This is a genomic window from Aquirufa beregesia (assembly GCF_011090385.1).
GTDB lineage: Bacteria > Bacteroidota > Bacteroidia > Cytophagales > Spirosomataceae > Aquirufa > Aquirufa beregesia.
Genome location: NZ_SEWW01000001.1, coordinates 103623 through 127058, shown reverse-complemented (window position 1 = coordinate 127058; position 23436 = coordinate 103623). Strand labels below are relative to the sequence as shown.

Genomic DNA, 23436 nt, shown 5'->3' with positions numbered 1-23436 from the left:
TTATTTTTTGTGCGAAAACATCCAAGAAAACAAGTCAGGTTCTTTAAATGCATTATCCCATGAATTATGATTTACACCTGGGTATTCCGTATACGTGGGATTTGCACCTGCTTCCTTTAAAGCAGCAACCGCTTCGCGAGAATGACGAACTGGTACCACCGCATCTGCATCCCCATGGAATATCCACAAAGGCAATCTTTTAGCATACTTTTTCACAAAATGTAAGTCTGCTCCTCCACAAATAGGCGCTGCAGCAGCAAACATTTTAGGGTTTCTAGAAATGGCTTCAAATGTCCCCATTCCCCCCATGGACAATCCCATGATGTATAAGCGCTTTTTATCGGCTACTTTTTCTTTCACTAAAGTCTTAACTATACTTACAGCTGCCGCCAAAGCCCAATTGGGTTCTTTCGGATATTCAAAAACGAAGCTTGTTGGCTTAGTATTACGATCAATCTTGACCGTAGACCAATAGGAATTAGCTGGACATTGTGGGAAAATGACTATGGCAGGGTATTTGGATTGATTGCTAGGATCCAAAAACAGTTTGGAACCATGAGTCAACTGTTTTTCATTATCATTTCCTCTTTCACCAGCCCCATGCAAAAACAAAATAACGGGATATTTCTTCCCTTTTTCCATGTTTGAAGGATAAAGAATCTGATAAGGTAAGGTTTGGTCTGGACCAAAAGCTAATTCTCTTTTTTCGAATTTAGCTTGTGAAAATGCACCCAGGCTAATGAATAAGCCACATAAAAGGAAAAGAATTTTCTTCATGGTTTTATTTTTTTACACGTTTTTTCAAATCTTCGATGGAAATGGACATCATTCTGCCTACTTTTTCTTTACCTCGGTAAGAAATCATACGCATCACCAAGGCATCCTTTGGAATGATTACTTTACCTGAAGCAGCCGGATAAAAATTATCTGGATACGAGTAATCAAAACTATAGTGAACTGACAATGGATTGACTTCTGTACTCAAATCAACCCATAGTTGTCCTTGTTCATTTTTCCCCACCTGAATAATGGCATCATACATACTTGGAGCATATTTCTTTTCTGCTTGATCAAAACGAGCAAAATGATGCTCCACTCGACTCACGAAATTATCCCAATTTCTGTTTTCTTGCGGTGACCACAACGCTTCAGATACCGCCCAGGCACGAGGAAATAACATATACTGCAAATGACGGTAGGTAAATAATTGTTCTGACCATAAATTAGCTTGACCACCCTTAACTAGTTTGGCATCTACCCCCTCTGGTACAGGATTGAAGGCATAAGAATCACGCAAGCGAACTGTTTCATACACAGGAGGTTCGATAGCGGCATCCCCTTGCATCAAATCCACATACACATGATTATTAGGGGTCATCACCACTTCATGACCATCTTTAGCGGCTTGTACACCTCCAGCTATACCTCTCCAAGACATCACAGCCGTATTTTTTGGTAAGCCCCCACCTTCTAAAATCTCATCCCAACCCATCATTTTCTTTCCTTTGGAAGTAATGATTTTTTCCAATCGACGGGTAAAAAAGGCTTGAACTTCTTGAGGAGTTTTCAGATTCTCCTTTTGCATCATGGCTAATATCTGTGGATTCTTTTCCCAATAATTTTTAGGACATTCGTCTCCTCCCATGTGGATGTATTCAAAAGGAAACATTTCGGCAACCTCCGTAAACACTTTATCTAAGAAAGTATACACTTTCTCATTGGCAGGACATAAGGTATTGTCTTGCAAAGCTACAGCATGTCCATGTGACCAATCAATAAAAGGTTCACCCGATATCACTTGATAATTTACGGCTTCTGGAGTACAGGAAAGTTCAGGATAGGATGCTATTGCCGCCATGGAATGCCCTGGAACATCTATTTCCGGCATGACATTAACAAAACGATCTTTGGCATAGGCAACGATATCTTGAATATCTTCTTTGGTAAAAAATCCGCCTTGTGTACGAGGTTCATTGGGTTCTGGCTTAGAAAACTCTGTAAATCGACCCACCTTAGGGACATTCCAAGCACCCTTTTTCGTCAAATTTGGGAAAGATTTAATTTCCACTCTCCAGCCTTCATCGTCGGTTAAGTGAAAGTGCAAGATATTGTATTTATAAGCCACCATTTCATCAATGAACTGCTTCACTTGGTCTTTATTGAAAAAGTGTCTAGCTACATCGAGCATCAATCCCCTCCAAGCAAAACGAGGATAATCCGTTATTTGGGCAAAGGGAACTTTCCAAGTTTGTTTAATTACCGTTTGTTTGGACTCTATTTCCTTGGGCATTAATTGCAATAAACTCTGAATTCCATAAAATAGCCCTGCAGGTTTATTGGCAGTAATGACTATTCCCTTGGCATTGACGCTCAAGGTATACCCCTCATTTCCAAGATTTGCTAAGGACTGTTTAGATAATACCAGACGAATATGCGCTAAATCAGCCTGAGAACTAGCATCCCAAAGCATTTGAACCTTGCGCATAGCCGTTTTTTCTAAACGATCCGTCAAATTTTTTACCGCTGCTTGTAAGGCTTCAGATTTAGGAGCTGCTATGATAACTCGACTGGGTAAACTATAAAATCCTTGGGGATATTCGGCCTTTACGGGTATAGGAATTAAGGGTGCTTGTTGAGCAGTAATTGACATACTTAAGCTTTGCAGTAAAAAAACTGCAAATGCGATAAATTTAGATTTTAACATGGTTTTCAAATAGATTTTAGGTAAAAAATGTAATTATTTTGTTTTAAAGGTTGAAAAATAAAGTCATTTCGGAAATTTTAATATAATTTCACAGAAATAAGGTTAAAAACAGAAACAAAACCATGAACAACACCATTTCCCTTGCGGCTCAGCAAGTCGAACTTACACATGCTATTGATACTGTCTGGGTGGCCCTTTGTGGAGCGCTCATTTTTCAAATGGAAGGAGGCTTTGCTTTATTAGAAGCAGGCTTTGTCCGTTCAAAAAACGCAGTTAGTATCATTGCCAAAGTCATGATTGACATCATGTTTGGCGGAATAGCCTTTTATGTAGTAGGATTTGGTATTGCCTACGGAACAGGTTTATTCGATTTCGGAATCAATTTAGGAGATTTAGGTTTAGGTCTCACCATTTCCAATAAATTATTTTGGTTTATTCAAATGGGATTTGCCATTGCAGCTATTTCCATTGTATCGGGTGGTGTGGCTGAAAGAATGAAAATGTGGGCTTACGCTATTTATGTAACCATATTTTGTGCGTTTTTATATCCTGTCGTGGCACATTGGGTTTGGAACCCACAAGGGTGGTTTGCTGTAAAAGGATTTAATGATTTTGCAGGTTCGGCAGCTGTACATGCCATGGGTGGATTTGCCGCTTTGGCTGGAGCCATTGTTTTGGGACCTAGAATTGGAAAATACAATGAGGATGGTAGCATCAATGCCATTCCTGGTCATAATTTAACGCTTTCTGCCGTAGGAGCCTTTTTGCTTTGGTTTGGATGGTTTGGATTTAACCCAGGATCTACCCTAGCGGCGGTAGGCAAATGGGATTTAATTGGTTCCGTAGCGACCAATACCTTTTTAGCGTCGGCAATGGGGGGTATTTCGACCATGCTGTATACCTTTTTACGCTATAAAAAAGTAGATATCACCATGGTCATCAATGGGGTTTTGGCAGGATTGGTTGCAGTAACAGCCGGTTGTAATGTGGTCAGTCCAGAAAGTGCTTTACTAATCGGTTTCATAGCTGGTATATTGGTGGATGTGGCCGTTGTATTAATCGATAAAATGCAAATTGATGATCCAGTGGGTGCTATTGCGGTACATGGAATCAATGGTTTTTTTGGTACAGTAGCCGTTGGCCTTTTTTCAGAAAAGAATGGTTTATTTACCACAGGTCAAAGTGAGCAATTGCTAATTCAATTGATGGGTGTAGGAATTATCAGTTTGTTTTCCTTTGGCGCAACATTTGCGATATTTAAGGTATTAAAGAGCACCATCGGTATCCGTTTAAGTTACAAAGAGGAATCGGCAGGTATTGATGCTGTCGAGTTTGGAGTTGAATCATATACCACATTTGAATAAGCTGAAAGGGAAAAACACATGAAAAAAGTAGAAGCTATCGTTAAGCCATCCAAATTAAAAGCCATTCAAAAAGGGCTTATAGATGCCAACATCCCTTGTATGACAGTGGTTCCAGTGCGTGGAGCAGGTTTACAACAAGGCTATTCTGAAATTTACCGTGGTACGGAGAAATCTTTGATATTACTTCCCAAAGTGATGATCATTTGCGTGGTGAGTGATGAAAATCTTGAAAAATGCATTGACGTCATTTTAGATAATGCCTCGGAAGGCAATACTGGAGATGGGAAAATATTCATTTATGATGTACAAGATGCGATTCGCATCAGAACTAGGACTCGAGGGGTGGAAGCAATAAGGTAATTATAAGTTATAATTTATAAATTATTGATTATAAGATGTTAATGGTGAATTTTTAATTGTAAATGGTAGATAAGTAACGGATATCTATTCAATTCTGAATAACAATTCATTTATAAATTATAACTTATAATTTATAATTTCTTTGGTTTTCATCCGCACAAACATCTCCTCTGTATACCATTGATACTGCCTCGTTTTTTTAATCATGGGGGCATGAGATCTGGAACGGTAAGCAAAGGCATCTAAAGCTTGAACATTTTCCCACAGACTGAAAGTAGCCTGTTCCAATAAGGGAATCTCTCCTACTCCTTTGGCAAAAATGAGTCCTGCTTGATTTTCAATACCCCGACTGGAGGAAGGAACATTCATCCAAAATCGGATGGCTTGAGAACGACGGATACTAGCACGAGTGATTACGGCCACAGGGCCATCCCAAGACTCATTGGTATCTTCAAATTCAAAAGGTTGTAAGTTATTCCAAGTACCATGTCCTTTCCATGGTGTGGCATCCCATCCAGAGATGGATTGACAGAAACCTGAAAATTCAAGCCATCGTTTATCATGTTCGAAAAAATATTGGGCATCTTCTTCTCTCTCCCAAAGTCCTAAAAATGCATAAGTTCCCCAATCTGGCCAAATAGAAAAGCCTTTTCCTGCTCCCGTGCCTAATTGTTTGGCAAATAGTAAACCCGAAGCCTCCCATGGTTGATTCCACAATTTTCCAGTCAAAACAAAAGCTTTTAACTTATTGATTAATCCGTTAATATGAAAAAATCGAATGGTGATGAATTGCATGTGTCTATTTAAAAGGAGTAATGTAGGTTATTATTTGTCGCCAAAACTATCAATTTCATCTCGTGATCTAAATACCTGCTGACTTGGTTACCTCAGTTAACCTTATAAAAAAAATCAAAGTCAACATGTTGTACTCTTACTATTTAGCCGTAAATGTAATCATCCAATTAATTCCAAACTGATCGGTTAAAGTACCATAATAGGCGCCCCAGAACATATCTTGAATGGGCATGGTGATGGCCGCTCCTTCCGACAAGCCATCAAAAATTCGTTGAGCTTCTTCTTTACTTTCAGGCTCCACACAAATGTGCATGTTGTTTCCAGTAGTTACTGTAAATCCCAACTCTGAAGGAGCATCACTAGCCATTAAAATATGATTATTTAGTAATGGCAGCTCAATATGCGAAATCATATTTTTAACAGCATCAGACATTGGAGGCAAATTACTTTCTGTTGCAATATCAGCAAATCGCTGAATTCCATTCACAAACTCCGTTTTAAAAATCGATTGATAAAACAGAAATGCTTCTTCTGCATTTCCGGGGAAGTTGAGGTAGGTGCTGATTTTTGACATGGTTGGCCTTAGAACTTAATAGTGTCTTATTTATTTGCTAAAATTATACTATTACTTTTTCTTTTTGCTTGATTTAGAAATACTAGATATTTTTTTTGTTTCTACTTCAAAATCACTAACAAAGTGATGGTCTTGGTTTACTCGGAATTTGGAGTATACCTGTTCTGCCAGTTTCATGGCGACTTCATGACTTACCGTACCAGCATCTTTTAGTATTTGATAATCATTGAACTGTAAGAAAGCATCTAACTTATTTACCCAATCTGCCATCTTCATTGGAATTTGCCTTTCGGCTTGTAGTTCCGCAAAGTCTAAATACATGGTAACAATGCGCTCCAACTCTTTGATTTCCTTTTCCTGCATATAATTTTTCGCAGTGCCTATATCGCCCTTTAATACTTTACCGTGGGGAGCATTTTTCCAGGTGGTAAGACCCATGTTGGGTTTATTCGCATCAGCTCTTTGTACAATTATTTCGGCTGCTGTTTTTCCAGTAATTGCCCAGTGCAACTTATTTTGAACAGTTTTAAAAAATTGCTGTGTTATTTCAGCTTCCTTATTGTAATCAATGCTGCACTGCTCGTATATATCCGTAATTTTAAGATAAAAGCGTCTTTCACTCGCCCTTATTTCTCTGATGCGTTCTAAAAGTTCATCAAAGTAATCTTTGCCAAAGCGCTTGCCTTGTTTCAAACGTTCATCGTCTAATACAAAACCTTTGATAATGAACTCTTTAAGGGTTTTGGTAGCCCAAATGCGGAATTGGGTAGCCTGATAACTATTTACTCTGTAGCCTACGGCTATAATGGCATCTAAATTGTAAAAATCCAGTTTTTCAGAAACTTCGCCCCTAAAACCTCTATTTACGACTGTTTCCATTTTGGAAATAGTGGTAGATGAAGTTAATTCTCCGTCAGAATAAATGTTAGTTAAGTGCTTACTAATGGCTGGTACCTTGACACCAAATAACTCCGCCATGGCTTTTTGGGTAAGCCAAAAGGTTTCGTTATTAAAAACCACTTCAATATTCACATGACCTGTTGGGGTAGTGTAAAATATGATATCGCTACTTTGCATATTCTCTGGCATAATAATTTGAACCCTAAGACTAATCTGCAAGTATTAAAATTTGTGTAGATATACCAAACAGCGGTAATATTTATTATGAAATCACTTCACGATTTATATTAAATTAACTAACTCATAATCAATTTATTGAACCTTAAATACAACAAAAAAGCAACAACTAAAATAAAAATATCTAAAGGAAGTTTCTTACCATTTAAAAATTCAAAATTAATCATTGAAACTAATAAATTAATTCATGGGTTGTGTGTGTTCAAAATTACTCATCGTAATAGATTCCTTCAAAACCTGTAAATTTATAAATCCATATTAATATGATCTTACTTTCAGAAATGAAATGGTTAAGAATTTGAACCAATTAGATAGCTACCTCTATTTCCAATAATTAAACCAAGATCCATCTATTTCTTTGAGCCTATTTTATCATTTAGAAGAACTATAATGGTTAAAACATAAAATATATTATGCATAATCAATAAACTTTAAAGTATAACATCTATACTTAAATTAGGATTAGGTATTCACTAAATCAGCCATGGTAATATATTTATAATAAAAACTTAAAGTTCCAATATGGTTCAGTAAAACTTTTCAATCACTCTTTTTTGCATACAACTAAGTAGTTTGTATATAATTATATCTGAGAAATATTATACTATTATAGAATTCAAAAAAGATTTAGCAAGTTTTTAAAGTACATTGTAAACTAATTTAATTTTTATTCGATTTTTTTCACTTGAAAATATAACAATTTAGATATGCTATATAATTATAGCTTCTTTAGTGTTTAATATAGATTTATAAAATATTAAAATGAAGACTTCAAAATACCCAAGATTTCTAACGAACTCTCCATGCGGGGAAGATTTATTTGAAGGCAAATCGCAACACAAAATCACTCACAGCATATGCGATATTATTAGAAATGAAGTGAGTTGTAAAATTATTGGCATTGATGGAGGGTGGGGGTCAGGTAAATCAAATGTTGTTAGTCAAGTTCATAACATTTTGACTAATGAGAATTATCATTTTTTTATTTATGACGCATGGGGGCACCAAGAAGACCTTCATAGACGCTCTTTCTTAGAAGAGTTAACTGAAGATTTAACTCAAGATATTTTAAAAAAAGACAAATGGAATACTAAATTAAATCAATTACTTGCTAAAACAAGAAAAACAGAAAGTAAAAGAATGCCCAGACTTAGTATTGGTATTATAATAACAGGTTTGGCTGTTTTGAGCAACCCAATATTTAAGTATCTATCCGAAAAAGCTGAAAATGCTAAGTGTCACTATTTAATTAGTTTGATAATTTTATCTATTCCAGTTCTATTAATATTGACATTATTTATATGTTATTTTTTTCTAGAAAATGAAAAATCCATTTCTAGAAAACTTAAAAATGCATTTACTAAATTATTTCTAGAATATCAAAATAAACTTGAAGAGGAGACAAGATATGAAACAATATCAGAGGATGAACCTTCTGTTAGAAAATTCAGAAACTGGATGAAAGAGATTTCAGTAGATTTAGGAAATAAAAAATTAATTCTAGTATTTGACAATATGGACAGACTTCCCCAACGAAAAGTTCAAGAGTTATGGTCTTCTATTCATGTTTTTTTTTGTGAGCATTCATATGAAAACGTTAAAGTAATAATTCCATTTGACAGAGAACACATCAAACTAGCTTTTGTTTCACAGGAAAATGAAAAACATTACGGGGAAGATTTTATAAATAAAACATTCAATGTTGTTTACAGAGTATCGCCGCCAATACTTTCTGATTGGAAAAAATACTTTACAGATCAATGGAAATTAGCTTTTGGAGAAGAGAATTCATTAATTGAAAGTAATAATGTTTTACAAATATTTGACTTACTAAATGATGAAATAACTCCTAGAAAAATTATCGCATTTATAAACGAGTTTGTATCTATAAAACAAACAATTAAGAACTCTATTCCAAATAATTACATTGCCATTTTCATTCTTGGTAAGCCATTTCTTGCTAAAAAACCAATTGATGAAATTATTAAACCTACATACTTAAAAGGACTTACATATTTATATAATAATGATGAGGAACTTCCAAAGTTTATCTCAGCATTATTTTACCAAGTAGACCCCGAAAAAGCAATTCAAATTGTATTTACAGACAGGATAAAACGGGCATTGAATGAAAATAATTCATATGAACTTGAAAAGACTAGTTCTATTCCTGAATTTTATGATATTCTTGAAAATGTTATTATTGACGTTTCAAACTACGAAAATGCAATTCTTGCGTTAGATAAATTATCAACAGAAAAAATTGGTAATGCACATAAGTCTAATATAATTTGGAATTCACTTTACCGAAAAATTATCTCAAAACCTAATTCTCTAATAAGTGAATATCAACTTATACTACTCTCTAAGGTTTCTGATCAAAAAGAATATTTGTCTAAACTTAAAAATGACCTATATGATGATCCTTCATTTTCAACATTAAATTATTTTGAAAGTCTAAATAAAATTAATGTCAAATTTAAGGGATCTCTACCTGTATTTTCAGGTCTCAAACCAAAACTAACATCTGTTCAAGAGTTTATAGCTTTTATTTCAAAAGCAAAGAATAATTATTCAAAGTACAATATTAAAACAGATGAAAATAACTTAAATGAATATTTGATAAAACTAAATATTCTGCAATTAAAAGATATTGATTTTCTCCCTTATATTACTTCAGAATATTCATTAAGTAAATTCACAAAGAATTTGGAACAATTGATATCATCAAATGCACCTAGAAACGAAAAAGAAGAAATGAATATTTTGTTCACTAGGTATAAAGAAGTTAGTTCAGAAAAACCATTGGAAATTAAATTAGAAAATTCTACAATAAGTACTTTATTTAAGCAATCTACAGTCGAGGAAGATTTCTATTTCGAGTTAATTGCAATGAGAATTGCTAAACTTGATAACTTTGAATCAATTCTTAATAGTCCCTTTAAATCGGTTTTAGAAAGTAATGATTCAGAATTAATTCAAAAAATTGCAACGAGATTAGAGAATTATATAGATTTTGATGATATACTATTAGGTTTGAAACAATTTAACAGTAGTTTGCTATTTACCGAAATTGCAAAGTATCTTACAGTTAATGATAGTAAAGTTTCTAGAGCTGACATTAACACACTGATTTGGAACTTTAAAGAAATTTGTGAATTAGGAAATATAAATCCTCGAACTCTCCTAATTAGATTAAATGGCTTAGATATCTCGTTTTCGGATGAAATCAATGTTGTAAACGTAAAAGAAATAGTAACACCATTTTTCTTAGAGCAATCTCTACTTGAAAATATTCAAATAGGAAATAAATGCATTGAAACGGTAAAAGAGTACTTAAATACATTAACAAAAGAACAATGGAAAGAATCATTAAAAAATCCCGACTCTTACGAAATTGAATCCAGTTTAATAATTGATTATAAATATTCTAGTAACTCATTCGAAGCATTTAAAGATTTCCTAAATGATATTTCAACTGGAAATACTGATGAATTGCCAAATAAAGATGTAATTCAAAATATTATTAAAAAATTTGTAGAACAACGTAAGTCATTAAAAGCTACTTTTAATAGAGTACGTGACACTATTTGTCGATTAGACTCTATGAATGTAGCACTCTTTAAATATTTTGGAGAATGGCTATTTGATTACTCTGACTTAGAAAAAAACACTTCATCTCTAAGAACAATATTTATAACAGAAGTTTTTGAAAATGAAGATTGCTTACAAATAATATTTAGTAACCAAGAAAAAATGCCTGCAATTATAAGTTCTGCGGGTGAAGAAGCTCAGGATATTTTAGAATTCATAAAAGAAAAATTAATTAATAACAGCTCGGAAAGATTCATCGATTTTGCAAAATGTTTAGGGCTTGAAATTGACAATATGAATAATTAAGATTTTCAAATTGACAAAATGATTACATTTTTCTTCAGAATAGGCTTAAATAAACTAAAATAAGACAAAATAAAAATACGTTACTTCCCAATACAAAACTTCCCAAAGATATTTTTCAAAAGGTCGTCGTTGGATATGGCTCCTGTGATCTCGCCCAAATGATGTAGGGCGTAACGTAGGTCTTGAGCAATTAAATCTCCCGTTAAATTGATTTTTAAGGCGTTCAAAACCTCTTCCAAGGTTTCCTGCGTCTGTTTTAATTTCTCGTAATGTCGTAAATTGGTTACCATCGTTCCTGAGTTGGACACCTGATTTAAACCGACAACCTCCAACAACAATTGCTCAAAATCGGCTAAACCTTGACCGAATTTGGCTGAGATAGCCACTGTAGGAAAACCTAATCCTTCCCAATCTTGAATGGCTGGCTGGTTCTCATCGACTTTGTTCAATACCAAAATCAGCGGTATATCTAATTCGGCCATTTCCGACAATGCAGCTTGAATATCCATAGGATTATTCTCACTCACATCGACCACATATAAAATCACTTGAGCCTTCTTTACCCAAGCTTGCGTTCGTTGAACTCCCTGCGCTTCGATAACATCCGTAGTATCACGCAGTCCTGCTGTATCCACCAAGCGGAATCGAATACCCCCCAATACCCACTCATCTTCTAAGCTATCTCGAGTAGTGCCCGCAATATCAGACACTATGGCTCTCTCCTCTTTCAATAAGGCATTTAACAGCGTGGATTTTCCTGCATTGGGTTTCCCTACTATCACGGTAGCCACGCCATTTTTAATGGCATTACCTGCCTTAAAACTAGCCACCAAGGGTCTCACTTTATCCAAGAGCTTATTGACTAAATCTTCTAAATCTTGTCGATCCGCAAATTCCACATCTTCTTCTCCAAAATCCAACTCCAACTCAATCAAAGACGCAAAATGAATTAATTCCTCTCGCAAGGCGGCCAATTCCTGGGAAAAACCTCCGCGCAATTGATGCAAAGCAGCGGAAGTAGCGGCGGCTGAATCGGCTGCAATAACATCCGCCACGGCTTCCGCTTGGGCTAAATCAAATGCTCCATTCAAAAAGGCTCTTTGCGTAAACTCCCCTGCTCTGGCTAATCTCGCCCCTTTTTCCACAAATAATTGAATGATACTCTCTTGAATATAGGGCGAACCATGACAAGAAATCTCAATAACATCCTCTTTGGTGTAGGACTTAGGTCCCTTGTATAAACTAATCACAACCTCATCATACACTCTGCCACCCGACTCAATACGGCCATAGTGCAAGGTATGTGGGGCTTGTTTGGATAAATCTTTGTTTGGGAATACCTCATTGACCCAAGCTATGGCCTTGTCGCCCGACAAGCGGATGACACCAATAGCTCCTACACCCAAAGGTGTAGCTAGGGCAATAATTGTATCCTTAAAATCCATTATAGCAAGTTTTGCAATTTCATGGCTACTGACATATCACCCGAAATCTTAATTTTACCAGTCATAACAGCCATCATCGGGTTTAAGTCGCCCGACATCACTTTACTAAAGTTCTCCACCGTAGCTGAAATCGTACAATCTGCTTCTTCATTTTCATTAGTGACTGTTCCATCGTTTTTAACCACGATGATTCCTTCTGGAAATGCAAACTTAAATGAAACGCCTAATCCGCCTTTCTGTGCGGCCATGGCGGCAATACGGTCGTTGATGTCTTGAAATGTCATGTTTATTATTCTAAATGTGTCAATGAAATGGCAAATTTAAGGCATTTATTTCCTTAATGAAATTTTACAACTATACCTCCCGGTGACAAATCCCCTTGAAGTCGCAATATTGGCAGTCTTCCAAATTAGCTGTTTTCTCAAAAGGCGCCGAAGGATCTAGTAATCGATGAACCCAATGAGCAATCAATTGTTCTGATTCTTTCAAAAAATCTTCCAATGATTGATTCTCACTAAATTCTATATTCTCCGTTAAAACGGTAGCTGATAAATTTCTAAAAGATATAATCCCAGGCTGGATCTGAGCCGTAGGTGTATGAATTTGTTTCAAATATCCCACTCGCTCTTCCTGAGGTTTGGAAAGCTCCTTACCTAATAAAAACTTATATAGCCACAATTGAAAAAGTTTTTCCTTGATATCCTCGGAAGTTAATTCCGACATTAAGTCTCCTCCAATTTTTAAGTCTTTTTTCTCTACTTTTCCCGTTTTATAATCAATAATCCGAATGGTATTCGCCCCTAATCGATCCAATCGGTCAACACGACCTTTGATTTTCACTGGCCAAATTTCCCCATCAACCGATATTCCAACCTGTGTTTCTAAACTTCCTTCGACTTCCAAAAGTTCAATGGGCTCATTTACCCATTGTGGTGATGCTTGTAAATAATTTTCTAGAATTGTTTTGGCAACTTCTTTTAATACATAATTGAAGCCTTTTTCCAGCTCAAATACCCCTTTTTCTTTTTCAATTTCTCGAATGGCCCGATTCAAATAATCATCCAAATGACTGATTTTCTCCTTCCAATCCACTTGATCCATTCTTCCTCCATGCTGCTCTTGAATTTCGTTATCGAGTAATTCCAACACTTTATGAATCCAAGTACCAAAAACATCGGCCCCCATGTCATCATCACTTTGTTTTTCATCCCGCAATCCTACAATTTGGGAAAAGTAATACTTCATGGAACAGGTCACTAACATGGACACTGAAGAAGCAGATAGTCCCCTTTTCAAAAGAACTTCTTTGATCTTTTGTCGCATCTCATCCGTTTTTTCAATGCTACTTACATGCTCCTCCTGCTCTTTGTTTAATTTACCTAATTCCAAGACTGGCTCTTCCAATACCAATTGGGGATTCTTCTTTTTCCAGTCGAATCGTATCTGCTTAATGAAACGACTCATTTCCTTGATACTTGATTTTTCGGAAGGTTGCACATAACAAAGAATCACTTCCTGAGCTCTTTGCAATAATCGATAAAAGTGATAGGACGTAACCGCATCAGCCTGAGTAAATGTAGGTAGCGAGAAATACGACATATTGGCTATGTCAGTAGGAATTAAACTTTCTCGCTTTCTTGTACCTGGCAATGAACCTTCATTTAATGACAACACGATTACTCGGTCAAAATCCAACGTTCTCGTTTCTAATAAACCCATGACATGTAAGGTCCGGGAGCTATGATCTGGCCCCTCAAAGGTCAATTTTTGTTGCTGTAATAATTGCATCAATAATATTTTACCACTGGCATAGGATATTGGAAATCTATCTAAAATAGCTGTTTCTAAGGTTTCACAGACATCAAAAGCTTGCTGAACAGCCTCTGCTTCCTCATCCCATTCATTGCGGGGATAAGCCAGCATAATCTGATAAATAAAGCTTTTGATATGTTCTAAAATCTCCGAAAAATCAGAGTCCGTATGCACCAAAACATGGTGTAGAATGGGAATATTGATTTCCTTTATCGTATCAAATGACACATATAGGTTATCGGTACCGAGTTTTGAAATCAATAATTTATGGGCATCAATTTGTTTATGTTTTGACCAATATTGGGCATAAAGCTGAACTAAGGGATGCTGCCAAAGCTTCATCAAATGGGCCGTAGGAAAACGTCCATCAACACCTCTTTTGGTCAAATCCCACCATAAATTAATCAATGAAAAAATTTGGGTCTTTTTGATGGAAAAACCCATGGTGATGTTCAAGCGATCCTTAAATTCACCGATATACTGTGTCACTTGATCCAAAAGTGATTCATCCCCCAGTACCAAAGCTACTTGTTCCTGATCTCCATAGGTATATGCCCATTTTCGGATGGCCTCCATGGCCACATACACTTGAGCTGAAGGATTGGCTAGCCCTATGATTTGTACTTTTTTAGGATCTTCTAACAAATGCTTTTCCATCCAGAGGAAAGGCCCTCGCGATAAATAGTTTTGGGAAGCAGGATGAGAATAATTCCTTAACCAGTTGCCTGCCCGATGAAATTTATTTTTCACGTAATATTCATCCGCATCCCAAAGTGTCTCAGCCAAACCCTGTTTGAGTAACATGCTGATAATATCTTCCTCGGCTTTCGACAGGGCATTAAAACCAACAAAGTAGATTTTTTTAAAGTTTTTGGCTAGGGCTAATCCATTTTCTAAATTTTCTACCAACTTACGATAGGCCATTCCTCGGTACACTAAACCTAAGGACTCCAATCTGCTTTTGAGACGAATATACACCTCTAATAAATGATCGTAGAGCTTGAAATAAGCCTTAGTATTCTCTGTAATGAATTTTTCAGGTTGATCTTCGCCATATTCTAGCCCCCAACGTTCTAAGGATTTGGCTTCTGACAAAAAAGAAAACAATTGAATGGGATCCACTAGGTAAAGATCAAGTATATCAAAATCTTTCAGCATCAATTGTCCCCATGAAACAAATCGATCGAAATCCACCTGCAGATCCACTTCCTTGAAGCATGCAAAAGCTTCCATCAATAGGGAAATGGGATCAATGAGCTCCGAATTTGTCATTTGCAGAGCAAATTCCTCAATGGTCATCACTTTGGGAGAAATAAAAGGTCTTTCTCCCAATTGTGCTAATTGAGTTTTAAGGTAAAGCGCACCCCTTTGGGAAGGCATCACTACAGCGACTTCCCTCAGTTCATCAAAGCCATGTTGAGCTATGAGATGTTCCGCTGTTTTCCTTAAAAATGATTTCATGCTGTCTTACAGATTTCCCTTTTTCATTTCTTTGACAGCATAATCTACTGCTCTAGCGGTAAAAGCCATGTACGTTAAAGAAGGATTTTGTGTAGAAGTAGAAGTCATACAGGCTCCATCAGTCACGAATACATTTTTAACATGATGCATTTGATTCCATTTATTCAAAAGAGACGTTTTAGCATCCGCTCCCATGCGCACTCCGCCCATTTCATGGATATCTAAACCAGGTGCTTGTTTGGTATCTCGATGACGGATATTTTTAAAACCTGCTTTGGTATACATTTCAGTAAATTGATCAATGAAATCTTGCACCATTTTATCGTCATTGTCATCATAAGCCACATTCACATGCAAAATAGGCATTCCGTTTTCATCCTTTTTTAGCTTATCCAGTGTGACTTTATTGGATTCTTTCGGTATCGTCTCTCCCATCATGTGTGAGCCAGCATACCACATTTGATTCAGTTTAGGATTTAATAAGGAATTTTTCAAGCTTTCTCCTAACCCTTCACGATCAGTATTTGAACCTCTTCCTGCATTCATACCAGCAGCATAGCCTCGTAAGAAGTTGGTTTCTTGCTTATATAAATTACGGAAGCGAGGGATATAACCTGAATTTGGCCGTCCTCCTTCTGTTTTATAGTCCAAATAACCTTCGTATTCGGCTGAAATAGAAGCACGATAGTTATGAAAGGCGATGTGTGTACCCAACAATCCTGAATCATTACCAAGTCCATTGGGGAAACGATGCGAGGTAGAATTCAATAAAATCAAATTGGTATTTAAAGCTGCAGCAGTAACAAAGATCACTTTCGCATAATATTCCACCATTTCTTTGGTATGTGCATCTACCACCCTTACTCCTACGGCCTTTTGTTTCTTCTCGTCGTAAATAATGGAATGAACCACGGAATCAGGACGTAAAGTCATGTTTCCAGTTTTGGCGGCCCAAGGTAAAGTAGAAGCATTAGCAGAAAAATAGCCACCATACGGACAGCCTCTTTGGCATAAATTCCTACCCAAGCATTGCGCTCTACCTTGTTGATAGTGGATTTCCTGTGGCTGAGTTAAATGCGCACACCGACCGATAATCACATGGCGATCATTATACAATCGCTTGATTTCCTTTTGAAAGTGTTTTTCCACACAGGTCAATTCATGCGGAGGTAAAAACTCGCCATCAGGTAAGGCATCTAATCCATCCTTATTTCCAGATATACCAGCAAATTTCTCTACATGGGAATACCAAGGGTCTAATTCTTTATAGCTAATAGGCCAAGGAGTGGCAAAGCCATCGCGAGCAGGTCCATCAAAATCCAATTGAGACCAACGCTGCGTTTGACGAGCCCATAAAAGTGATTTACCGCCTACTTGATAACCACGAATCCAGTCAAAGGGCTTGTCTTGCTCATAGGGGTGCTCCTTATCTTTCACAAAAAAATGCTTGGCATCCTCACGGAAAGCATAGCACTTAGAAATGATAGGGTTTTCCTTGATTTCATCATCAGTCAATCGACCACGGTGAGGAAATTCCCAAGGCGACATTAAGGTAGTTGGATAGTCTTCATTGTGAGTCACCTTTCTTCCTCTTTCTAAAACAAGAGTCTTAACCCCTTTCTCACAAAATTCTTTGGCAGCCCATCCTCCAGCCATTCCAGACCCGATGACAATGGCACCATAGGTGCGCTTTTCGGCATTAGTTAAATAATTCATTGAATATAACTTATGATTTTTTGACAGAAGCACAGCCATTAAAATAGCCAGGTGCCATGACATAATGAAAATGATTGACCATGATTTCTTCCGAAGAAGTATAGCCCTGAATGGTTAATCCTTTTAAAGTTGACATTGCTTTTTGTGCATCAGCTCCTAGATTTCCATGAGCCATCACAAAAAGAAATTGCTCTTTTTCTGCTTGGCTAGCTTGAGACCAAGGTTTTTTCACATAGGATTCCAATGAAGTTTTAAAACCATCTAAAACCTTACGAAAAGTCGCTTGTGCGGCTGGATCATAGCAGTCATCTAACATGGTTTTAACAAATACGGGAACTCCCAAACTGACGGCTCCGGGGATAGCAGATTCAGGTATAATGATTCCTACCCAATCGCTTAGTAATTGATCTTGTTCTGCAGACCATGCTCTTGGCTTCCAAGACGCTGCATTGGCCTGTTTCGATTGGGCAGAAAGGTCATAAAAAGCCACTGTTCCTAAGGTGGCTAAAGCCATTCCTTTTACCCATTCTCTACGAGAAATTGTTGTCATTTGCAAAAGAATTTAAAGAGAGTAAATCTAAGGAAAATTCGGGAGCTTGTTGTGCTGAAAATGTAGGTAAAAAATGAAAAAATAGAAATTCATTTAGCGCGAACAAGGAATATGGCGTATTCTCTTCTTTCCCCAATTTTTAGGGTTATTACGTGTATATTTCTGCATATTGTCAAATGCTTTTTTATGTAGAACAACATAATCGTGGTAATTCGAATGCCAAGAAAATGCGGCATCAATCATGTGTGCATATTTTGACACCGCAGATTTATATGATCGAATAATAGATGATATGGATCCATATTTAGGTGAAATGGAAGACATAAATGCTTTGCTTGGACATACATTTACCTTTTGGAAAGGCTCCTCTTTATTTACTATGTTTCCATCCAAGACATTCGAATTGGGAGAAAATTTATCTTCATTTGATGAAATCCTAATGGACAAAGTATCTAAAATATTTTTGATAATCAACATCCCATGCATATGGTCTGGCATGATGACAAAATTACCTAAATCTACAAATGGAAAATGTAAAGGTATTTCGTTCCAAAATTTTTCTGCCAATTTACCTAATTCACTCAATTGCATTTCTGAATCGGATAAAGGATGTTTTTTGACAATTTTACCAAAATAATGAACCCTGTTTTTGGTACAAATAGTAATAAAATAAGCACCAGGCCTTCTGTAGTCCCAATATGGTTTTCGAGTTGTATCAACCCTATATTTATTTCGAAATTTTCTAGGTTTAATTGGTGTCATAGGTATAATTTTTGACTGTATAAATCTGTAGAAAAACAGACCGCTACAACAAAAAAAGCTCTATAAAACATCAAAAAAAATCCGACTATCAGAATATCAATATCCAGATAAAACCCAAAGCCGAAGCACTGCTTCGGCTCAACGGATCTCTGGCACCTCCAAAGCCGTTGCACTGCAACGGCTCAACGGTCCTAATCAAACAACAGCCATTTTACCCCATAACCAAAAACCCGTGACATGGCTGGATGAAGGTAAGCCGTATAATAATTGTTGTTCAAGAGACCATAATTGGCATGTGACATTTTGAAAAATAGGCGTACCCGATTAATACGCAAGGAAACATAGGGGTCAAGCTGGACAAAAGCCGGTACTTGGTAATTATTTTGAATATGGTACTGTTGCAAAGCAGGCTGATAAGCATCCGCAAAATAGGCAGATTGATGGTGTATATCGATTCCAAATTGAACATAAAGCAACTTCTTATATTGTACATCCAAAGCCAAATTAGCATCAACCAATAGGTTAGGCATGCGGAGAACATTGGGACCTGTTTGTGTATTGGCATAAACTTTCGTAAACCAGGAGAGTTTTTTCCATTGTCCTCCTACATCCACCGACGTTCTAAAAACACCAATATCTGATTTAGCTTGCATGGGAGTAGCTAGTGAATCAAGGTATATCCAATCAGAAATACGTTGAATGGTTAAACCTGGCTTAAAATAAATATATTTCGACTTCAAATTAATCCCTCCATAGATTTCGTCCATGGAGATATTCGCAAAATCATTTTTCCACCGATATGAGGTATTATACACCCAGTTTTGTGCAATACTTGGACTATACGAAATTCTTTGGGCACTGACTTGAAAAATGGGCGATTGAAAACTGGCTTTCAGTCGATAATCTGATCCTAACAAATATTCACCCTCAGCTGTAAAATCAATATTCTGACTAAATGATTGATTGATCCACAAGCCTACATAATTCTCAAATCGATCTAATTTAGTCTCATTTAGCGGATTATACACCGACCAATAACGTTGCTTTAAATAAGTCCGATAAACAAACTGTTTATATATTCCTTTTAAGCCTGTTTGGTGACTATAGGATGACCATTGATTCTCATTGTACAGTGAATCCTCGGTAGGAGCTTGAATGTATTGAATATAGGTTCTTGGATAAAAACCATCGGCTAATGATTGTTGGAATGCCTTATCTCTAAACTTCACAGTTCGATTTTCCACATCCAAGGCTTGGAATAATTGTAAGCCTTTCCACCCAACAAATTCATGGTAAACGTGAAATTTGATGAATTTATCATTGGATTGAGATAAAGAATTGGACAAAATGGCCGTATTATCAATGTATTTCAAAGCTTCATCCGCAGTCAACGTTTTTGATAATTTCACGCCCCCTTGATCATTGGTTCCTTGATCAAAATAATTAATATGCCCTAATAAACGGTATTTCTTATTTTTTGATTGATAATTGCTATGCAACAATAATCCCCATTGACCTAATAAACTCTGCTCACCTGATTTAAATGCGGCATCTGTCAATACTTTGTCGGCCACCATCCTTTGAAGAGCAATACCTATATTCCAGAGAGAATCTACGTTTCGGGCAAAATTAAAATTCAAACGAGTTTGACCTCCTCCACCCAGATTATATTCCACTTCAGAATAAGGCGATTTGGAATTAAAATATCGAACCTGATCCGATTGAAAAGCGTAGGGAGAATATACTGAATAACCCAATTGGGTGCCCAAACTACCTGGGGATTGAAAAAACATATTTCTAACGGCTGTTCCATCATTTCCTAAATTAGCCGTCAAAAAACCACTTTTCTCCTGAAATAAATATCGGTGGAAAAGCGTAAGTGTCGTATCAATTCTTCGCTTGATTTCACGAGAATTTACAATATCAGATTCATGTACATAATACATAGTATTAGGGCCAAACACTTGTTTGGTCGAATCATCTAATGCGGCACGACCACTTTTTTGAGGCCCTTTGCTAGTTCCTTTAGTATTCTGAGTAGCTGGATTGGGAAAGCCATTTCTGTCATTCGGATTTTGGGTACCGGGAAAACCTGAAGTCGTTCCAGGCGTCAAAACTTGAGCCCAAATCGAAAATGGAAGCAAAAAGGAAATAAGAAAAAGTATGGTTAACCGATGTTTCATCACCGCAAAGGTAGCTTAAAATAAGGAAATTATCTTGTCAAGCTTTGGTTCAATAAGCTCCAAAACTCAGCCTCCCTCTTCAAAAAATACATCTCCATAGGCAGATAGGCTAATTTATTGGCTAAGTCTGGAAATTCCTGATAAGCAGCTTGCAGGCGAACATAATCCTTGTGCGTGGTAATAAATGCCTCATCCTCTGCCATTTTAGCCGCCTTTGTATTTAAATCGTGTAGTTCAGCTTGAGTAAAACGATGATGATCTGGATAAGATTGTGTGCTTTTCATTACACCTATTTTTTTTACTTGCTCAAAAAATAGACTCGGATCTGCTATACCTGCCAATGCATGCCATGACATATGGGAAAATTCTTGGATTCCCTGTGGTTTTCCATAACGGATAGAAGCAAAGAAAACAGGTTTGCGTATTTCTAACTGAAAACGGTCTATTTGTTGATGGTCCAACATTGATGGACAACGAGTCACCACTACGGCATCTGCCCTTTCAATTCCCGATCTCCATTCCCTTAACCTCCCCATGGGCATTAAATGGTCTTCAAAATAAGGTTGATCATACGTAGTACAAATGATATTAAAATCAGCTTTTAAAGCACGATGCTGAAAGGCATCATCTAAAATGACCGTTTCGATTTCCGGAATTTGCTCTATCATTTGTTGAATTCCTGTAACCCTACTTTCACAAACAGCCACATGCATTTGTGGAAAAGTGGTCTTATAGGTTAGAGGTTCATCCCCAACTTCGGCAGCGGCGGAACTAAGCTCTACCCATTTAAAACCCTTGCTTATCCGCCCGTATCCCCTACTTAAAATTCCCACAGAATTATTCCAGCTTGCATGATGAATTAAATAAGCCACCAGTGGACTTTTACCGGTACCACCCACGGCTAAATTTCCAACTACTATGGTTTTGGGTTTGTCAAAATGATGAGATTTGAACCAACCCCAATCATAAAATGCATTACGTACGGAGATGATAATTCCATAAAGCAATGCAGGAAACCAGGTGAATATATTTTTCATATCAAGTTTAAAGCTAAAAAGAATCGTCGAGGCAGCAAAACAGCCAAGAAAATAATAACTTGCGGTATGTTTGATATATCCGTTTCTTACCAAAAACATCCTCTACAATTTCACTTTGAAGCAGGTACTTCACGAGGAATATTGACCGAAAAAAACTCATATTTCATCCAGATTAAAAATAAAAAAAATCCCACTCAAGTGGGACTGGGAGAAGCTGGCCCCTTAAGAGGCCTAAGCCCAGAATTTGAAGAAGAAGGATTAGCGGGCTTCGAAAAGTATATTAAAAGCGCCAATTGGGAGTTATTTCCCGAAAACTTGGAAGAAATACCTGAATTTGTCTCCCATCTTCCTTTAGCTTATCCCTCCTATAAATTTGCCATTGAAATGGCTGTTTATGATTATATTCATGCTAAAAATGGAATTCATTTTGAAAATGCATTTAGCCTTGGTAAAATGGCTATACCTATCAATGGTTTGATTTGGATGGGGAAACCCGATTTCATGGAAGATCAAATCGAACAAAAAATCGCCCAAGGTTATACATGTCTAAAGTTAAAAATTGGAGCCATTGATTTTGATCAAGAACTTGCCATTTTAAATAATCTCAGAAATCAATTTCCCAAAGAAAAATTAAGCATTCGGGTAGATGCCAATGGAGCTTTTACAACAAAGGAAGCTGCTCATAAATTAGAGCAATTGGCTAAATTGGATATACATAGTATTGAACAACCTATTCGGGCCGGACTTTGGAATGCAATGGCAGAATTATGCCAAGAAAATATTTTGCCCATAGCCCTAGATGAAGAATTGATTGGTTTGGAAAACTATGAGCAACAAAATCAATTATTAGATAAAATCCCTGCTAATTACTTAATTATTAAACCTAGCTTAGTAGGTGGCTTTTCCTCCAGTCATACTTGGATTCAAGCAGCAGAAGAACATCAAATGGACTGGTGGATAACTTCTGCCTTAGAATCCAACATAGGTTTACAGGCTATAGCACAATTTACCGCTGAATATTCACTACAAATTCCCCAAGGCTTAGGTACAGGTTCCTTATATACCAACAATTTTGCTTCTGGTCTTTCCATTCAAAGTGGAAATTTACATTTCAACCCAAATTTCCATCGTGTCAATCCTTTTCATGAAATTCATGTTTAGGAAATACATTTTAAGGCCTATCTTTACAAAAAATTAGAAAAATACTTCATGAATACGATTGACGCGGCAATGATTGCCATCCTAGAAAAACGCTTAGAACTCTCTAAATTGAATTACTCAGATGAAAGCTACGATGATGTAGAAGAAATCTTACATGATTTGGAAGATGATTTTAATGAAAAATATGGTGATCAATTAGAAGAAATTCTGGAGAAGGTTCATATCAAGCATTGCCCAGAATCCGATGTTCTTTTACCTACAGCATACCTAGCTAAGAAATTTGTAGAAACAGAAGATGGCGAAATTGAAATAGGGAAGAAAGAAGGTGTAGAGGTAGAATGGATAGAAAACCCTTCAGTAGGTGCCAGATTAGTACTTTTACCTTCTCCTACACGTATTTTACTGATGACACCTAAAGGTATAAGTGTCGTTTGGGAAAAAGAAAGCTAAGCTTAACAGTAAGATTATCAGAAAA

18 protein-coding genes are annotated in these 23436 nt (G+C 36.6%); 5 read left to right on the top strand and 13 right to left on the bottom strand.

Annotated features, from left to right (window positions below):
• Positions 1-777 carry a carboxylesterase family protein gene (locus EWU23_RS00525; protein ID WP_166227752.1) on the bottom strand — a complete coding sequence of 259 codons (777 nt, stop codon included), beginning with the start codon at positions 775-777 and terminating at the stop codon, positions 1-3.
• A gap of 4 nt (positions 778-781) precedes the next feature.
• The gene (locus EWU23_RS00520) at positions 782-2704 is read right to left on the bottom strand and encodes a beta-N-acetylhexosaminidase (protein WP_205753040.1); all 1923 of its coding nucleotides are present in this window, start codon (positions 2702-2704) and stop codon (positions 782-784) included.
• 122 nt (positions 2705-2826) lie between these two features.
• Between EWU23_RS00520 and EWU23_RS00515 the strand changes: the two genes are divergently transcribed.
• Positions 2827-4068 carry an ammonium transporter gene (locus EWU23_RS00515; RefSeq protein ID WP_166227750.1) on the top strand — a complete coding sequence of 414 codons (1242 nt, stop codon included), beginning with the start codon at positions 2827-2829 and terminating at the stop codon, positions 4066-4068.
• Between the two features lie 18 nt (positions 4069-4086).
• Positions 4087-4428: a P-II family nitrogen regulator gene (locus tag EWU23_RS00510; protein ID WP_130925100.1), complete on the top strand. Its 342-nt coding sequence runs from the start codon at positions 4087-4089 to the stop codon at positions 4426-4428.
• Between the two features lie 117 nt (positions 4429-4545).
• Here the strand turns inward: EWU23_RS00510 and EWU23_RS00505 are convergent, their stop codons facing one another.
• The 3 genes from EWU23_RS00505 to EWU23_RS00495 all read right to left on the bottom strand — a co-directional run bounded on the left by EWU23_RS00505 (position 4546) and on the right by EWU23_RS00495 (position 6886).
• Positions 4546-5223, bottom strand: coding sequence for a hypothetical protein (locus tag EWU23_RS00505; RefSeq protein WP_166227749.1), 678 nt, complete (start codon positions 5221-5223; stop codon positions 4546-4548).
• 139 nt (positions 5224-5362) lie between these two features.
• Positions 5363-5797, bottom strand: a complete 435-nt coding sequence (locus tag EWU23_RS00500) for a VOC family protein (RefSeq protein ID WP_166227748.1) — start codon at positions 5795-5797, stop codon at positions 5363-5365.
• Positions 5798-5848: 51 nt separating this feature from the next.
• Positions 5849-6886 carry a virulence RhuM family protein gene (locus EWU23_RS00495; RefSeq protein WP_166227747.1) on the bottom strand — a complete coding sequence of 346 codons (1038 nt, stop codon included), beginning with the start codon at positions 6884-6886 and terminating at the stop codon, positions 5849-5851.
• An 810-nt stretch (positions 6887-7696) separates the two neighbouring features.
• Between EWU23_RS00495 and EWU23_RS00490 the strand changes: the two genes are divergently transcribed.
• Complete coding sequence (locus tag EWU23_RS00490) at positions 7697-10834, top strand: P-loop NTPase fold protein (protein WP_166227746.1); 3138 nt, start codon at positions 7697-7699, stop codon at positions 10832-10834.
• An 80-nt stretch (positions 10835-10914) separates the two neighbouring features.
• On the opposite strand, the gene mnmE is transcribed toward EWU23_RS00490, so the two are convergent.
• The 8 genes from mnmE to lpxK all read right to left on the bottom strand — a co-directional run bounded on the left by mnmE (position 10915) and on the right by lpxK (position 21800).
• Entirely contained in the window at positions 10915-12279 is a 1365-nt protein-coding gene (mnmE, locus tag EWU23_RS00485) for a tRNA uridine-5-carboxymethylaminomethyl(34) synthesis GTPase MnmE (protein WP_166227745.1), read from the bottom strand.
• Entirely contained in the window at positions 12279-12563 is a 285-nt protein-coding gene (locus EWU23_RS00480) for an SCP2 sterol-binding domain-containing protein (RefSeq protein WP_166227744.1), read from the bottom strand. Before EWU23_RS00480 ends, mnmE begins: the two co-directional genes overlap by 1 nt.
• A 70-nt stretch (positions 12564-12633) precedes the next feature.
• Positions 12634-15552, bottom strand: coding sequence for a PD-(D/E)XK nuclease family protein (locus EWU23_RS00475; RefSeq protein ID WP_166227743.1), 2919 nt, complete (start codon positions 15550-15552; stop codon positions 12634-12636).
• A gap of 6 nt (positions 15553-15558) precedes the next feature.
• Positions 15559-17268, bottom strand: a complete 1710-nt coding sequence (locus tag EWU23_RS00470) for a GMC oxidoreductase (protein ID WP_166227742.1) — start codon at positions 17266-17268, stop codon at positions 15559-15561.
• Between the two features lie 10 nt (positions 17269-17278).
• A complete protein-coding gene (locus EWU23_RS00465) occupies positions 17279-17818 on the bottom strand; it encodes a gluconate 2-dehydrogenase subunit 3 family protein (RefSeq protein ID WP_166227741.1) in 540 nt (179 codons plus the stop codon).
• A 93-nt stretch (positions 17819-17911) separates the two neighbouring features.
• Positions 17912-18409 carry a transposase gene (locus EWU23_RS00460; RefSeq protein WP_205753039.1) on the bottom strand — a complete coding sequence of 166 codons (498 nt, stop codon included), beginning with the start codon at positions 18407-18409 and terminating at the stop codon, positions 17912-17914.
• A gap of 362 nt (positions 18410-18771) precedes the next feature.
• Entirely contained in the window at positions 18772-20763 is a 1992-nt protein-coding gene (locus tag EWU23_RS00455) for a putative porin (protein WP_166227738.1), read from the bottom strand.
• Positions 20764-20792: 29 nt separating this feature from the next.
• Positions 20793-21800 (bottom strand): tetraacyldisaccharide 4'-kinase, encoded by a 1008-nt coding sequence (gene lpxK / locus EWU23_RS00450; protein WP_166227736.1) that lies wholly within the window; start codon positions 21798-21800, stop codon positions 20793-20795.
• 66 nt (positions 21801-21866) lie between these two features.
• Here lpxK and EWU23_RS00445 point away from each other — a divergent pair, with 66 nt between their 5' ends.
• On the top strand, positions 21867-22961 hold the full coding sequence (locus EWU23_RS00445) for an o-succinylbenzoate synthase (protein ID WP_166227734.1): 1095 nt from the start codon (positions 21867-21869) through the stop codon (positions 22959-22961).
• Between the two features lie 48 nt (positions 22962-23009).
• Positions 23010-23411, top strand: a complete 402-nt coding sequence (locus EWU23_RS00440) for a hypothetical protein (RefSeq protein WP_166227732.1) — start codon at positions 23010-23012, stop codon at positions 23409-23411.
• Positions 23412-23436: the final 25 nt, after the last annotated feature.

Bases quoted from the DNA above. Each gene is read 5' to 3' on its own strand.
- EWU23_RS00505 (WP_166227749.1), bottom strand. From the start codon at position 5,223: ATGCAATTCATCACCATTCGATTTTTTCATATTAACGGATTAATCAAT.
- EWU23_RS00510 (WP_130925100.1), top strand. From the start codon at position 4,087: ATGAAAAAAGTAGAAGCTATCGTTAAGCCATCCAAATTAAAAGCCATT.
- EWU23_RS00475 (WP_166227743.1), bottom strand. From the start codon at position 15,552: ATGAAATCATTTTTAAGGAAAACAGCGGAACATCTCATAGCTCAACAT.
- mnmE (WP_166227745.1), bottom strand. From the start codon at position 12,279: ATGGATTTTAAGGATACAATTATTGCCCTAGCTACACCTTTGGGTGTA.
- EWU23_RS00470 (WP_166227742.1), bottom strand. From the start codon at position 17,268: ATGAATTATTTAACTAATGCCGAAAAGCGCACCTATGGTGCCATTGTC.
- EWU23_RS00455 (WP_166227738.1), bottom strand. From the start codon at position 20,763: ATGAAACATCGGTTAACCATACTTTTTCTTATTTCCTTTTTGCTTCCA.
- EWU23_RS00495 (WP_166227747.1), bottom strand. From the start codon at position 6,886: ATGCCAGAGAATATGCAAAGTAGCGATATCATATTTTACACTACCCCA.
- EWU23_RS00500 (WP_166227748.1), bottom strand. From the start codon at position 5,797: ATGTCAAAAATCAGCACCTACCTCAACTTCCCCGGAAATGCAGAAGAA.
- EWU23_RS00440 (WP_166227732.1), top strand. From the start codon at position 23,010: ATGAATACGATTGACGCGGCAATGATTGCCATCCTAGAAAAACGCTTA.
- lpxK (WP_166227736.1), bottom strand. From the start codon at position 21,800: ATGAAAAATATATTCACCTGGTTTCCTGCATTGCTTTATGGAATTATC.
- EWU23_RS00520 (WP_205753040.1), bottom strand. From the start codon at position 2,704: ATGTTAAAATCTAAATTTATCGCATTTGCAGTTTTTTTACTGCAAAGC.
- EWU23_RS00445 (WP_166227734.1), top strand. From the start codon at position 21,867: ATGTTTGATATATCCGTTTCTTACCAAAAACATCCTCTACAATTTCAC.
- EWU23_RS00525 (WP_166227752.1), bottom strand. From the start codon at position 777: ATGAAGAAAATTCTTTTCCTTTTATGTGGCTTATTCATTAGCCTGGGT.
- EWU23_RS00490 (WP_166227746.1), top strand. From the start codon at position 7,697: ATGAAGACTTCAAAATACCCAAGATTTCTAACGAACTCTCCATGCGGG.
- EWU23_RS00460 (WP_205753039.1), bottom strand. From the start codon at position 18,409: ATGCAATTGAGTGAATTAGGTAAATTGGCAGAAAAATTTTGGAACGAA.
- EWU23_RS00480 (WP_166227744.1), bottom strand. From the start codon at position 12,563: ATGACATTTCAAGACATCAACGACCGTATTGCCGCCATGGCCGCACAG.
- EWU23_RS00515 (WP_166227750.1), top strand. From the start codon at position 2,827: ATGAACAACACCATTTCCCTTGCGGCTCAGCAAGTCGAACTTACACAT.
- EWU23_RS00465 (WP_166227741.1), bottom strand. From the start codon at position 17,818: ATGACAACAATTTCTCGTAGAGAATGGGTAAAAGGAATGGCTTTAGCC.